Here is a 14,056-nt window from a genome sequence, read left to right as displayed (position 1 = left end):
AAGGTTTTATTTCAGACGCTCTAATTGTGCAACAAGCTTCTCATGATTTTGTTCAAAACCAGCAAGACGCTGTTTTTCTTGGGCTACAACGTCCGCTGGCGCTCTGGCAACGAAGCTTTCATTACCCAGTTTGCTGCGAGCTTTGGTGATTTCATTAGCTAGACGCTCAATTTCCTTGCCAAGGCGAACGCGTTCAGCGCCTACGTCTACCTCAATTTTGAGAAGAAGCTTCAGATCGCCCACGAGTGCCATTGGTGCATCTGGCGCATCTTTTTCTAAAGCAGACTCGTCTTGATAGATTTTGACTTCAGATAATTTAGCTAGTGCGAGTAAATATGGGGTAACTTTTTGTAGGAAGGCTTCTGGCCCACTAATCCAGAGTGGTACTTTTTGACCTGGGGGGACCTGCATTTCGCCACGCAGGTTTCTGCAGGCGTCGACAATCGCTTTGATTTGTGCCACCCATGCTTCGCTTTGTTCATCGATCTTATCTGCTTGAGCAACTGGGTATGGTTGCAGTGCGATGCTTTGCTTTTCTTGTTTGGCTAAATCTTTTCCAGATTTAGGGCCAACAGTTTGCCAAAGCGTTTCAGTGATAAATGGAATCAGTGGATGCGCCATCCGCAAGATAGTTTCAAGCGCACGCAACAAGGTGCGGCGAGTTGCGCGTTGTTGTGCTGGGGTTCCAGTTTGCAGTTGTACCTTTGCTAACTCTAAGTACCAATCACAATACTCATCCCAAACAAATTGGTAGATGCTGCTCGCAATATTGTCAAAGCGATAGTTTTCAAAACCTTTGGCTACTTCGGCTTCAGTTCTTTGCAGTTGAGAAACAATCCAGCGGTCTGCTGGTGAGAAATCCAGGTAGCCATCCGGGCCACACTGTTTGTCGCACGGAGCAAAACCATTGTCTTCATCGCTACCTGGGCAGTTCATGAGAACAAAGCGTGTTGCATTCCAGAGCTTGTTGCAGAAGTTGCGATAGCCCTCGCAGCGTTTTTGATCAAAATTAATGTTGCGACCGAGTGAGGCGAGGGATGCAAAGGTAAAGCGCAACGCATCTGTACCAAATGCCGGAATACCCTCGGGAAATTCTTTTTTTGTTTTTTTACTAATACTTTCAGCTTGCTTTGGATTCATCAAGCCTGTAGTTCGCTTACTAACTAAATCATCAATCTGAATACCGTCGATCAAGTCAATCGGATCCAAGGTATTGCCCTTGGACTTACTCATCTTTTGGCCCTCGGCATCACGCACAAGACCATGAACATAGACCGTATGAAATGGCACCTTGCCAGTGAAGTGGCAAGTCATCATCACCATGCGTGCCACCCAGAAGAAGATGATGTCAAAGCCCGTTACCAACACTGATGAAGGTAAGAAGTGATTGAGCGCAGGTGTTTCTTCTGGCCAACCTAATGAGCTAAATGGGACGAGTGCAGAGCTAAACCAAGTATCCAAAACATCTGGGTCGCGGTTGAGCTTGCCGGTATAGCCTGCAGCTGCAGCCTTTGTCTTGGCTTCTTCCTCTGAACGAGCTACGAAGATTTGACCGTCATCGCCATACCAAGCAGGGATTTGGTGACCCCACCAGAGTTGACGAGAAATGCACCAGTCCTGAATATTTTCTAGCCACTGTGTGTAGGTATTGATCCAATTTTCTGGAACAAGTTTGATATCACCTTTTGTCACGGCATCTAATGCAGCACCAGCAATTGATGAACCGGGTTGATATTGGTTATCTGGGCTAGGCTTAGACATTGCCACAAACCACTGATCAGTGAGCATGGGCTCAATAATGGTTTGGGTGCGATCACCACGAGGTACCATCAGTTTATGTGGCTGTACTTTTTCTAATAAACCAGCGGCATCCAAATCAGCAACAACTTGTTTGCGAGCAGCAAAACGCTCCATGCCCTGGTAGGCGGCAGGTGCATTCTCATTAATCTTGGCGTCCAATGTCAGAATATTGATCATTGGTAATTGATGACGTTGACCTACTGCATAGTCATTAAAGTCATGCGCAGGGGTAACCTTAACTACACCAGTACCAAAGTTCAGATCAACATAATCATCTGCAATGATCGGAATTGGACGATTGCATAAGGGTAAGTTGACTGATTTTCCAATCAGATGCTTATAACGCTCATCTTCTGGGTTCACCATCACCGCAACGTCACCCAGCAGGGTCTCCGGGCGAGTGGTGGCAACGGTTAGATGACCAGAGCCATCGGTCAGTGGATAACGGATATGCCACATCGAGCCATCTTCTTCTTCGCTGACCACTTCTAGGTCCGATACAGCGGTACCCAACACAGGATCCCAGTTCACCAAGCGTTTGCCGCGATAAATCAAGCCCTGCTCATGCAAGCGCACAAATACTTCCACTACTGCTTTGGACATCTTGCTGTCCATGGTGAAATATTCTTTACCCCAATCGATTGAAGCGCCTAAGCGACGAATTTGTCTGGTAATCGTATTGCCGGAAGTTTCTTTCCACTGCCAAACTTTTTCTAAAAACTTTTCACGACCTAAGTCATGGCGAGAAACTTTTTGCGCATCGAGCTGACGCTCAACCACAATTTGAGTGGCAATACCTGCATGGTCAGTTCCAGGAACCCATAAAGTATTTTTGCCAGACATACGGGCGTGTCGAACTAGACCATCCATGATGGTTTGGTTAAAAGCATGTCCCATGTGGAGGGTGCCCGTCACATTTGGCGGCGGGAGCTGAATAGAAAAATTCTCCTTGCCCTCAAGCATCGTTGCATTGGCAATTCCCCGGCTTTCCCACTCTGGACCCCAGTAGGCTTCTATTGGGGCGGGTTCATAGGATTTAGCGAGCTCATCTACTGAACTGGTCGCTGGTGAATTAGGGGTATTTGAGGCATTTGGCATAAGAGGCAAATTATAATTGGGGCGATGTACTCAGACTTGCTCGCCAACCTTAATCCCGAACAGCGCGAGGCAGTGACCCTTCCTCCCGTAAATGAAGATGGCCAGGCCCAGTCAGCCTTGATTTTGGCTGGAGCGGGAAGTGGCAAGACCCGCGTCCTGACTACCCGGATCGCCTGGTTGATTCAGACTGGCCAAGTTTCCCCAATAGGGGTCTTGGCAGTGACTTTCACGAATAAGGCCGCTAAAGAGATGATGGTGCGCTTAAGTGCGATGTTGCCTATCAACACCAGGGGGATGTGGATTGGCACTTTCCATGGCCTCTGTAATCGTTTATTGCGGGCTCACCATAAAGAAGCTGGCTTACCATCCACTTTCCAAATTCTGGATACCCAAGATCAGCTATCGGCAATCAAGCGTCTTTTAAAAGGCTTGAAGGTTGATGATGAAAAGTATCCAGCTAAGCAGCTGCAGTACTTTATTGCTCACGCTAAAGAGCGTGGCCAACGTGCCAAGGATTTAGCGATTGGAGATGACTTTCAGGCAAAGATGGCGCAACTGTATGCGGCCTATGATGAGCAGTGTCAGCGTGAAGGAGTGGTAGATTTTGCAGAACTTCTCTTGCGTAGCTATGAACTCCTCAAACATAGCGAAGCCATTCGCACGCATTATCAAGAGCGCTTTCGGCACATCTTGATCGATGAGTTTCAAGACACTAATGCTTTGCAGTACGCTTGGTTAAAACTACTTTCAGGCCATGATGCTAGTCGTGTCAATTTGAGTGGGGCAGGAAGCAGCTCGGTATTCGCGGTTGGTGACGATGATCAAAGTATTTATGCTTTCCGAGGCGCAGACGTCGAGAATATGCGTCTCTATGAAAAACAATTTCATCCTATGTTGGTCAAGCTGGAGCAAAACTATCGCTCGCATGGCCATATTCTAGATACCGCAAATCACTTGATTGCCAACAACTCAGAACGTCTTGGTAAAAACCTCAGAACAGATGCAGGTCATGGTGAACCAGTCCGTATTTTTGATGCGCCCAGCGATCATGCCGAAGCAGCTTGGCTAGTTGATGAAATTAAAGCACTGGTAAATAGCGGAATTAAGCGTACTGAAATCGCCCTCTTATATCGTAGCAATGCACAGTCACGCATCATCGAACATGCACTATTTTCAGCTGCTATTCCATACCGCGTGTATGGCGGATTGCGATTCTTCGAGCGCGCAGAAATTAAGCATGCTCTTGCTTATCTACGACTTCTTGAAAATCCAAACGATGACACCTCATTCTCGCGGGTTGTGAATTTCCCAACGCGGGGTATCGGCGCAAGATCTATCGAAGCTTTGCAAGACGCTGCCAGAAGTCAGCAATCGTCTTTGTATACGGCTGCTTCATCCTTGGAAGGTAAGGCAGGAGCTGCGCTTGGCGGTTTTGTGCGCTTGGTGGATCATATGCGAGAAGCCACCCGACATAACACCTTGCCTGAGACAGTCGAGTTTGTGATTCAGCATAGCGGCTTAATTCAGCACTATTTATCTGAGCGCGAGGGTCAAGATCGTGTTGAAAACTTACAAGAATTAATCAATGCAGCAACGGCATTTATTGCGGAAGAGGGTTATGGCCAAGATGCTGTCGCAGCGATGCTGCCTGGTGAGAATGCGCCTGGTGTCGTCGAAGTCTCACCATTAGCCGCCTTTCTGTCCCATGCTTCACTAGAGGCTGGTGATAACCAGGCACAAGCCGGTCAAGATGCAGTGCAATTGATGACTGTGCATTCTGCAAAAGGCTTAGAGTTCACATCCGTCTTTATTACCGGGCTTGAGGAGGGATTATTTCCTCATGAAAATAGTGTGAATGAGCAAAATGGTTTAGAGGAAGAGCGGCGTCTGATGTATGTCGCGATCACACGTGCCAAAGAGCGTCTGTATCTCTCACATACCCAGTCACGTATGTTGCATGGACAAGTTCGCTACAACATGCCATCACGTTTTCTAGAAGAACTGCCCGCCGACTCCCTAAAGTGGCTCACCCCAAAAGCAAAAGACGCCCGTTGGGGCGGTAGTAATAGAGGGGGATCTACCTGGCAAGACGGTTACACGCGACAGCGGGAGTATGAGTCAAATGACTTTTTTGATTCGGGTAGTGAACAAAGGCCAGTCAAACGAGTGGGCTCTGCTGCAATGGAGGTTAAGCGTTTAGCATCTCCACCGCGTGGTAATTATCCATTTAAGATTGGTCAAAATGTATTTCACACAAAGTTTGGTGAAGGACGCGTGACCGGTTTAGAAGGAGTAGATGCTGATGCGCGCGCTCAAGTTAGTTTTAAACGCCATGGCGTGAAATGGCTACAACTGAGTATTGCAAAGCTTGCGGCTATTGACTGATAGTCACCAGGTCTTCGGTAAAGCAAGCTTTCCAAGTTGCATAGAATGAGCAGTGCATGACTGTTAAGCCCGCCATGGAAATTGGCGCAATGATGAACGATGCAACTTGCCCCAGATCGATAGCATCAAAAATCATTCCCACTGTCAGTGGGATAGCCACTAGAACTGCAGCCCAGATCGCCAGATAGATAGAAAAAGCTGCCTTATTCGTCCAACAGGCTAAGAAGCTAGAGAAGAGAGACTGTGCAATCGACATATCAGCCCATGCTACGAGTACAGGGGAAAACCACATCAACATGGCCACAGGAATATACAGAATAGCCCCAAAGAAAAGTACCCAATAAATCTGGCGAAGAGCTTCTGGGGTGATAACTTGATCACTCGTCATGAGCGGTAGCAGTAACTCAAAATCTACCAAGAGACTCAAGGCAAAGCTGAGAAGTAGTATTAGGGCTGCATAGACTAAGCCCAGTTGGAGCATGCGTCGACGCACTAAGCTACCAGACCTAAGGGCAATTAAATACACTGCTGGACTAATACGTTCTTTCTGAATTGCTTGGCGGCATGCTGTCATAAAACCCACCGCTAAAGTGGGTGTTAGTAGCAAAACAGCGAATACACCAATCACTGGCACCATCACTGCTAACTGCGCAACAAACACATACATAAAGACCAGCATGAGAAAGCCGAGGGGATTTTGTTTAAAAAGCCAAATACCCTGTTTTATCCAGGTATAGCCTTCACTTGAAGTGACGGAATTGAGTTTCATAATGAGCGGCGGCTAAGAAGAATGCGTTCAAAGTGGGCTGGATCATGAGGCGTTAACATTTGCGCATCTCTTGGGAGATAAAAATCCCAAAGACGGGATACCCAAAAGCGCAGTGCTGCAGCACGTACCATCAATGTCCAGCTAGCCTGTTCTTCTCTGGTTAGCGGGCGAACTGCTTGATAGGCCTTCATCAGTGCATCAAAGCGAGCAGGGTCTAAATCTTGTTTGTTGTCTGCGAGACACCAATCATTCACGGTTACTGCTAAGTCAAATAACCACTTGTCCGTACCTGCAAAATAGAAATCAAAGAAGCCGCCCAATTGATCTTGTGAGGTATCTGAGGATCCTTTGGGATCGAATAACACGTTGTCACGAAAAAGATCGCAGTGGCTGGCCCCTTGCGGAAGTCCATCATATGCTGCGGAGCTAAAAAATGCTTCTTGTGCAGCGAGCTCGTGTGTCAGTAAATCTTTTTGTGATCCATTTAAATGAGGCAATACCAAAGGAATGGTTTGTTGCCACCAGCCTAGACTGCGCAGATTCTCCTGGGTTTTTGGAAAATCTTTTCCAGCTAAATGCATCTTGGCCAACATCTCACCAACCATGGCGCAGTGTTTTGCTTCTGGCTCAAGTCTTGATAATCCTGGCAGCTTGCTAACAATTGCGGCCGGTTTACCTTTCAGTGAAAATAAAATTTGACCTTGACGGTTCTCAATCGGCTTAGGGACTGGAATGCCCTGGTTAGCCAAATGGCGCATGAATTCAAGGTAGTAAGGGAGTTGCTCGGCAGTGAGTCTTTCAAAAATGGTGAGAACATATTCTTGTTTTTCACCATCCTTGAGAGTGTCTAGGAAGAAGTTGGAGTTTTCAATTCCACCATGGATGCCGCGTATTCCTGTTGCTTCCCCAATATTGAATTCTTGTGAGATCCACGGTGAGATCTCAGCAAGTTCAATCGGAGTAAATACAGCCATGAAGCAACAGATTCTTATTGAATTGGAATGCTGATACTTGGCACGCTCAACAGAGAGCCATCACTAGATGGTGGTCCAGGCATGACAGAGTCAGGTGGAGACATCTCATAGGTGGTGTATTTTGTTTTTACCTGAACCTGGGTTGGGCTGTTGGCATCTTTATATTCAGTGACTTCGGTGCCACGGTCATTCTTATACTGATAGCTAGGTTTGCGAGTTTGCGGACCTTCTGCGAGGCCTGTTGGACTCACCGCAGGGGCCAACGGCTGGTTATTGATGCGGTTCAGTTCCGAGGTGCTCAAGGCCTGGCTGTTATTCTGAGCTTGTGCGGGCGTCATTCCTAGAAGTGCAAAAACCATGAAAAAGCTCATCAGAGCAAGGTTTTGATTGAGGGCGTGGCCAATTAAGTTAGTAAGAGCATGCATCATTTTTCACCTTTTTAAGCCTATTCTCGGGCGGTTCCCTAACCAGTCCTGTAGGCAATTCACAACTAGATTGTACGATTGCGGTATGACTAAACATAGACTCTTATTGGTAGACGGTTCTAGCTACCTCTACCGTGCCTTTCACGCCATGCCAGACCTGAGAAATGGGGCTGGGGAGCCTACTGGGGCTATCTATGGCATGGTCAATATGATGCGGCGCGCCAGATCAGAGCTGAAGGCAGACCATATTGCCTGTGTTTTTGATGCCAAAGGCAAGACTTTTAGGGATGAGATGTATTCCGAGTACAAGGCCCATCGCTCTCCAATGCCTGAGGATCTGGTCAAACAAATCGAGCCTATTCATGCGATTGTGAAGGCCTTGGGTTGGCCAGTTTTAATGGTGTCTGGTGTAGAGGCCGATGACGTCATTGGCACTTTGGCCTGTCAAGCCACAGAAGCAGGTTGGGAAACCATCATCTCGACTGGTGATAAAGATTTAGCGCAATTGGTCAATCCATCAGTGACTCTCATTAATACCATGACGAACGAGAAGTTGGACATCAATGGAGTCATTGAGAAGTTTGGCGTCCCACCTGAGCGTATTGTGGATTACCTTTCCGTTATTGGTGATGCAGTAGATAACGTACCCGGCGTTCCAAAGGCTGGACCAAAGACTGCAAACAAGTGGTTAGCTGAGTTTGGCGATCTTGATAACTTAATGGCCAATGCAGATCAAGTCAAAGGTGTAGTGGGGGAAAATCTACGCGCCTCTTTAACGTGGTTACCACAAGCACGTCAACTCATTACCGTGAAAACGGATTGTGATTTATCTCCGTATTTACCAGGTCTAGATGATCTTCATGCAAAGTCTGAAGATGCGACTTTGCTGCGTGAATTATTTGAGCGTTATGCATTTAAAACTTGGCTACGCGATGTAGAAAAGCAGCTCACAGAGCCAGCTGATGGGGATTCTAGGCCGGCTCCTAGTTTCGATTTAGCTGGCACGCCGATTGCCGCTGCAGGCACAGATGGAAAGATTCCCGCTAAAAGATCTACAGATATTGCAAGTGCACCAACAAAAGAAATTTCCCAGGAAGTGAGAGATTTACAAGGCGCTGTTGAAAAACATTATGAATGTATTGTTGATGAAGCCGGTTTAGAAAAGTGGATGCAGAAAATTGCATCTGCAGAACTTACTGCGGTAGATACAGAAACAACCAGTCTTGATGCTTTAGCAGCAGAACTCGTGGGAATTTCTTTATCAGTGAAGCCCGGTGAAGCTTGTTACATTCCCGTGGCACATCGTAATGGTGAAGTGCAATTGGATCGTGCTAAGGTACTTGCTCGTATGAAGCCTTGGTTAGAAAGTAAATCGAATTTAAAGGTAGGGCAAAACTTAAAATACGACAGCCATATTTTCGCAAACTATGGCATTACCTTAAATGGCATTGCATTCGATACCTTACTGGAATCTTATGTGTTGGAGTCTCACCTGCCACACAATATGGATAGCTTGGCTGAGCGCCATTTGGGGATGAAGACTATTCGTTATGAAGAGGTCTGCGGGAAGGGCGTGCATCAAATTGGATTTGATCAAGTAGACCTGAAAATTGCGACAGACTATGCGGCTGAGGATGCTGACATTACATTGCGCTTACATTTGGCACTATGGCCGCAGATTCAGGAAAATCCTGGTTTGCTATACATCTATGAAAAGATTGAAATGCCTGCAATGCGCGTCTTGGGCATCATGGAGCGCAATGGTATTCGGATTGATTCAGCCTTACTGGCTCAGCAGGGTCAGCAAGTGGGCAAACGCCTTCTAGCGCTCGAGGGAGAGATTCATCAACTAGCAGGACAACCCTTCAATATTCAATCGCCGAAGCAAATCGCCGAAATTCTATTTGGTCAGCTCGAATTACCGGTGATTAAAAAAACCCCTTCGGGCGCACCTTCAACTGACGAAGAGGTGCTGCAAAAGTTAGCTGAAGACTATCCATTGCCAGCCCGCATTTTGGACTATCGCAGCTTAGCCAAGTTGATGTCTACCTATATTGAGAAATTGCCGCGAATGGCCGATCCTAAGACGGGGCGCGTCCATACCAATTTTTCTCAAGCCACTGCGGTTACAGGGCGCCTCGCATCTAGCGATCCTAATTTACAGAACATTCCGGTACGTACTGAAGAGGGTCGTCGTATTCGTGAGGCATTTGTACCCGCAGATGGTTGTAAGTTGCTTTCAGCTGACTACTCTCAAATTGAATTGCGCATCATGGCGCATATTGCTGAAGATGAAAATTTATTGGCAGCCTTTAGGGATGGCAAGGATGTTCACCAAGCCACTGCAGCAGAGATTTTCGGTGTTCCATTGGATGAAGTCAGTTCTGAGCAGCGGCGTTACGCCAAGGTGATTAACTTTGGCCTTATCTATGGCATGAGTGCATTTGGTTTGGCTGGTAATTTAGGCATTGAGCGCTCTGCCGCACAAAACTATATTGCCAAATATTTTGATCGTTATCCAGGAGTAGCTCAATACATGGAGCGAACCCGTCTAGAGGCTCGTGAGAATGGTTACGTAGAGACGGTCTTTGGGCGACGCCTGTGGTTGCCAGAGATTAAGGGCTCCAACGGCCCACGTCGGCAAGGTGCCGAGCGAGCTGCGATTAATGCGCCGATGCAAGGTACTGCTGCAGATTTGATTAAGCTGGCGATGATTGCAGTGGAGGATTGGTTAGAAAAAGAACAGTTGAAAACTAAATTGCTTCTGCAGGTTCATGATGAATTGGTATTAGATGTCCCTGTGGATGAAATTGATCTAGTGAAATCAAAATTACCTGGGTTGATGTGCAATGTTGCCCAGCTGAAAGTGCCTTTGCTAGTGAGCATTGGGATTGGCGATAATTGGGAAGAAGCACATTAGAAAAGCAAGGAGACAAGAATGACGGAAAATATACAAAAGAGTCGCAGAGGCTTCATTAAAACTTCAGCACTGGGGGCAACTGCTCTGGGCGTTGGGTTTGTATCAGCATCTGAGCCGGTATTGGCGGCTGCCATTGAGACTGATTTCAATGGCCTTAAAGCGGGCGAGCAAATGATTCCAGTGGGCAGCTTTCAGATGCCTGCCTATGTATCACGCCCTCAAAATGCAAAAGGATCTTTGCCCATCATTATTGTGGTGAGTGAAATCTTTGGCGTTCACGAATATATTGCCGACGTCACACGTCGTTTTGCAAAGCTTGGTTATCTTGCAATTGCCCCAGAGTTTTTTGCTCGTGCGGGTGACCCCAATACTTATGGAACGATTGCTGAAATCTTTACCAACATTATTTCTAAAACCCCCGATTCACAGGTATTGAATGATCTTCAGGCTGCTTTAGTGTGGGCGGGAAAGAATGGCGGAGACCTCAAAAGAGTTGGCGTAACGGGATTTTGTTGGGGCGGTCGGATTACCTGGTTATCGGCAACATTGCCTCAAGTTCGGGCTGGTGTTGCTTGGTACGGTCGCTTGATTGGAGAGAAGACTGAGGGTAATCCTCGTCATCCCGTGGATATTGCCGCCGATTTAAAGGCACCAGTGCTTGGTTTGTATGGTGCTGCTGATACTGGTATTTCTTTAGAGAGTATTGAGCAGATGAAAGCTGCTCTAGCCCAAGCTGCACCTAAAAATCCAGCCGCTAAAGCATCGCTATTTGAGGTGTACCCAGATGCTCCACATGCATTTCATGCTGACTATCGTGCCTCTTACCGTGAGGGTCCAGCAAAAGATGGCTGGGAAAAGTGCCTTGCTTGGTTTAAGAAAAATGGTGTAGCTTAGTCCCCATGTCAGTTCTACAAAGCATTCTCTTGGTTACCGCACTAGCAGGCACTGCTAGTGTATTAGTGGCAGCTAGCTTCTCTTTATCCATGTTATCGAAGATGGTGAATAACATGGTGAGTTTGTCGGTGGGTATTTTGCTGGCCACTGCTTTGCTTCACTCCTTACCAGAAGCGTTCACCATGGAGGGTGCAAAACCTCAGCTTCTATTTGCGACCTTGCTAGCGGGCTTATTAGGTTTTTTCTTGCTCGAAAAAATTGCTCTATTGCGTCATGATCACCACCATGAAGGCGATGGCCATCATCATCATCACGGACATGATGCTGAGAATGCAGGGCGTAGCGGCTGGATGATTTTGGTAGGGGATGGCATTCATAATTTTGTTGATGGCATCTTGATTGCCGCGGCATTTATGGCTGACTTTCATATTGGCTTCTTCACTGCGATTGCCATCATTGCCCATGAGATTCCCCAAGAGATTGGCGACTTTATAGTGCTGCTAAATGCTGGTTTTTCTAGGGCACGGGCTTTGCTGTACAACCTAATTTCCGGTCTATCAGCGGTGCTTGGTGGGGTGTTGGCATACTTCTTTTTGGAGAAGGCGCATGCAGCAATGCCCTATTTACTCGTGATTGCTTCTAGTAGCTTTATCTATATTGCAGTAAGCGATTTAATTCCGCAAATGCATCGGCGCCCTCATTGGGTAGAGTCCTTGCGTCAGATTATTTTGATTGCATGCGGTGTAGGATTTGTCATCCTACTGTCTGTCCTGCGCTAAGGCTATTTATAGCTCAACCGGTCTACTCGGATCGGAACACCACTCACTCCAGCTGCCAGCATAGAGTCGAGAACCTTTTAATCCAGCAATTTCCATTGCTAACAAATTATGACAAGCAGTAACGCCTGAGCCGCATTGATGAATCACTTCAGAAGGTTTTCTAGTGCCAAGTGCTTCTACAAAGTTTTTAAATAGTTGTTCTGGTGCTTTGAATGCGGTTGCAGAAAGATTGTTTTTAAAGAAGTAATTGATAGCGCCAGGAATATGTCCACCGACCGGATCTAAAGTTTCATTCTGACCATGAAAGCGATCACTGGCTCTTGCATCAAGCACCAGATTTTTCTGAGGCTCTAGATTGTTGACAACTTCATCGACTAGGACCAAGCCAACGTAAGGCATCGGCTCGATCGATTGCTGACTTGGAGTAGCTTTGCGAGGAATGCTGCCCATGGGACCATTCCAGGCATCTAAGCCGCCGTCTAAGACGCGAACATTGGCGTGGCCAGTTGCTTTAAGCATCCACCAAAGGCGGCTTGCATAGACGGAACCTTGTTTATCGTATGCCACTACTAAGGTGTTTGAACTCATACCTAAGCGGGTTTTGGTTTTTGCCCAAGCTTCGGGTGAGGGTAGCGGGTGCCGACCATTACTACCAGATTTGATTCCAGACAAGTCTTGATCGAGATCGACATAAATCGCCCCGGGAATATGACTTTCTTCATAAGCTTTTCTGCCGGCTTCTGGATTGACTAAATCAAAGCGGCAATCACAGAGCAATACATTCTCGCCACTATTGAGGATTTCTTCTAACTGGTTTGCGGTAATTAGAGGAGACATGTGGCTTCCTATTGGTGGGCGAGACGTTATGGAGATCTTACTGAATTATGCGCCCTGAAAGTTCATCACGCGACGGTACCATTCATGAAAATGTTGCATGCCATCTTCCATTGGGCTTTGATAAGGCCCAACCTCGTTAATACCGCGGGCATAGAGGGCGGCACGACCTTGATCCATGCGCTCGCCAATTTCATCATCTTCAATACAAGTTTCCATATAGGCAGCCCGCTCTGACTCCACGAACTCCCGCTCAAATAGCGCGATTTCTTCGGGATAGTAGAACTCAACAATATTGCGAGTCTTGTTAGGGCCCATGGGGTGCAAAGTGGAGACGCAGAGAACGCCTGGATACCACTCCACCATCACATTGGGGTAGTAGGTCAGCCAGATAGCGCCGTGACGCGGGGCTTTACCATCAAATTGACGCAAGACTGCTTCATGCCAATTGCGATAAGTTGGCGAGCCTGGGGTTTGCAAGTCCTTATGAATGCCAACCGTTTGTACGCTGTGCCAATCCCCGAATTCCCAATGCAAGTCTTCACAAGAAACAAACTTACCTAGACCAGGATGAAACGGCACTACATGGTAGTCCTCAAGGTAAACCTCGATAAACGTTTTCCAGTTGTAATTGCAGTCATGTACCTCAACATGGTCGAGCATGTAACCATCAAATTTCAGGTCATCAGCAACACCAAGTTTGGCAAGATCGTTTCGTACATCACGGGGACCTTCAAATAAAAGTCCTTGCCAATTTTGCAGAGGAGATTTGCCTAAATTGAGACAAGGCTTGTCTTCAAAATGGGGCGCACCTAATAACTGGCCATTTAAATCGTAAGTCCAGCGATGCAGAGGGCAAACAATATTGTCTGCCTTGCCTTTGCCATTGAGCATGCGTGCTTGACGATGACGGCAAACATTAGAAAGCAGTTCAACGCCCGATTCATTGCGAACCAGAATGCGACCTTCATTCTCTGCGCTTAATGTTTGATAGGAACCAATTTCTGGCACCATGAGTTCGTGGCCAACATAGCCAGGACCCTGCTTAAATAGCAGTTCAATTTCCCGCTGATATAAATCAGCGTCAAAATATGCCGAAACCGGCAGTTGTAAGTTGGACGGCGCAAGCTTCTGCGCGGTAGCCAGATTAGTCATTCTCCCCACCCCCGAAAACGTCA

The 14,056-nt window shown here is 47.0% G+C and carries 10 protein-coding genes; 4 read left to right on the top strand and 6 right to left on the bottom strand.

What is annotated here, in order from left to right; genetic code table 11:
- Window positions 1-6: 6 nt before the first annotated feature.
- A complete protein-coding gene (locus IEN92_RS01780; protein ID WP_216160035.1) occupies window positions 7-2,898 on the bottom strand; it encodes a valine--tRNA ligase in 2,892 nt (963 codons plus the stop codon).
- 24 nt (window positions 2,899-2,922) lie between these two features.
- Between IEN92_RS01780 and IEN92_RS01775 the strand changes: the two genes are divergently transcribed.
- A complete protein-coding gene (locus tag IEN92_RS01775) occupies window positions 2,923-5,283 on the top strand; it encodes a UvrD-helicase domain-containing protein (protein ID WP_216160031.1) in 2,361 nt (786 codons plus the stop codon).
- Here IEN92_RS01775 and IEN92_RS01770 read toward each other — a convergent pair.
- From IEN92_RS01770 to IEN92_RS01760, 3 genes are read right to left on the bottom strand one after another with little or no spacing between them, the layout of a single operon-like run.
- A complete protein-coding gene (locus IEN92_RS01770; protein WP_216160029.1) occupies window positions 5,273-6,052 on the bottom strand; it encodes a BPSS1780 family membrane protein in 780 nt (259 codons plus the stop codon). The two genes, IEN92_RS01775 and IEN92_RS01770, sit on opposite strands and share 11 nt — an antisense overlap.
- Entirely contained in the window at window positions 6,049-7,026 is a 978-nt protein-coding gene (locus IEN92_RS01765) for a homoserine kinase (protein ID WP_216160026.1), read from the bottom strand. The genes IEN92_RS01770 and IEN92_RS01765 overlap by 4 nt, the downstream gene beginning before the upstream one ends.
- A gap of 14 nt (window positions 7,027-7,040) precedes the next feature.
- Window positions 7,041-7,454 carry a hypothetical protein gene (locus IEN92_RS01760; RefSeq protein WP_216160023.1) on the bottom strand — a complete coding sequence of 138 codons (414 nt, stop codon included), beginning with the start codon at window positions 7,452-7,454 and terminating at the stop codon, window positions 7,041-7,043.
- Window positions 7,455-7,536: 82 nt separating this feature from the next.
- On the opposite strand from IEN92_RS01760, the gene polA reads away from it, so the two are divergent.
- Genes polA through IEN92_RS01745 form a run of 3 tightly spaced genes read left to right on the top strand, consistent with a single transcriptional unit; the run spans window position 7,537 to window position 12,044 of the window.
- Window positions 7,537-10,371 (top strand): DNA polymerase I, encoded by a 2,835-nt coding sequence (gene polA, locus IEN92_RS01755; protein WP_216160020.1) that lies wholly within the window; start codon window positions 7,537-7,539, stop codon window positions 10,369-10,371.
- An 18-nt stretch (window positions 10,372-10,389) separates the two neighbouring features.
- Window positions 10,390-11,265, top strand: a complete 876-nt coding sequence (locus IEN92_RS01750; RefSeq protein WP_216160017.1) for a dienelactone hydrolase family protein — start codon at window positions 10,390-10,392, stop codon at window positions 11,263-11,265.
- Window positions 11,266-11,270: 5 nt separating this feature from the next.
- Window positions 11,271-12,044, top strand: coding sequence for a ZIP family metal transporter (locus IEN92_RS01745; RefSeq protein WP_216160014.1), 774 nt, complete (start codon window positions 11,271-11,273; stop codon window positions 12,042-12,044).
- A 6-nt stretch (window positions 12,045-12,050) separates the two neighbouring features.
- Here the strand turns inward: IEN92_RS01745 and IEN92_RS01740 are convergent, their stop codons facing one another.
- The gene (locus tag IEN92_RS01740; protein ID WP_216160012.1) at window positions 12,051-12,881 is read right to left on the bottom strand and encodes a sulfurtransferase; all 831 of its coding nucleotides are present in this window, start codon (window positions 12,879-12,881) and stop codon (window positions 12,051-12,053) included.
- Window positions 12,882-12,926: 45 nt separating this feature from the next.
- Window positions 12,927-14,033 carry an SRPBCC family protein gene (locus IEN92_RS01735; RefSeq protein WP_215373805.1) on the bottom strand — a complete coding sequence of 369 codons (1,107 nt, stop codon included), beginning with the start codon at window positions 14,031-14,033 and terminating at the stop codon, window positions 12,927-12,929.
- Between the last annotated feature and the right edge of the window lie 23 nt (window positions 14,034-14,056).

This window comes from Polynucleobacter sp. MWH-Creno-3A4, from assembly GCF_018881885.1.
GTDB lineage: Bacteria > Pseudomonadota > Gammaproteobacteria > Burkholderiales > Burkholderiaceae > Polynucleobacter.
The sequence above is the reverse complement of the archived record's forward strand: the minus strand, read 5'-3'. Positions and strand labels throughout refer to the sequence as shown.

Bases quoted from the DNA above. Each gene is read 5' to 3' on its own strand.
- IEN92_RS01780 (WP_216160035.1), bottom strand. From the start codon at position 2,898: ATGCCAAATGCCTCAAATACCCCTAATTCACCAGCGACCAGTTCAGTA.
- IEN92_RS01775 (WP_216160031.1), top strand. From the start codon at position 2,923: ATGTACTCAGACTTGCTCGCCAACCTTAATCCCGAACAGCGCGAGGCA.
- IEN92_RS01770 (WP_216160029.1), bottom strand. From the start codon at position 6,052: ATGAAACTCAATTCCGTCACTTCAAGTGAAGGCTATACCTGGATAAAA.
- IEN92_RS01765 (WP_216160026.1), bottom strand. From the start codon at position 7,026: ATGGCTGTATTTACTCCGATTGAACTTGCTGAGATCTCACCGTGGATC.
- IEN92_RS01760 (WP_216160023.1), bottom strand. From the start codon at position 7,454: ATGATGCATGCTCTTACTAACTTAATTGGCCACGCCCTCAATCAAAAC.
- polA (WP_216160020.1), top strand. From the start codon at position 7,537: ATGACTAAACATAGACTCTTATTGGTAGACGGTTCTAGCTACCTCTAC.
- IEN92_RS01750 (WP_216160017.1), top strand. From the start codon at position 10,390: ATGACGGAAAATATACAAAAGAGTCGCAGAGGCTTCATTAAAACTTCA.
- IEN92_RS01745 (WP_216160014.1), top strand. From the start codon at position 11,271: ATGTCAGTTCTACAAAGCATTCTCTTGGTTACCGCACTAGCAGGCACT.
- IEN92_RS01740 (WP_216160012.1), bottom strand. From the start codon at position 12,881: ATGTCTCCTCTAATTACCGCAAACCAGTTAGAAGAAATCCTCAATAGT.
- IEN92_RS01735 (WP_215373805.1), bottom strand. From the start codon at position 14,033: ATGACTAATCTGGCTACCGCGCAGAAGCTTGCGCCGTCCAACTTACAA.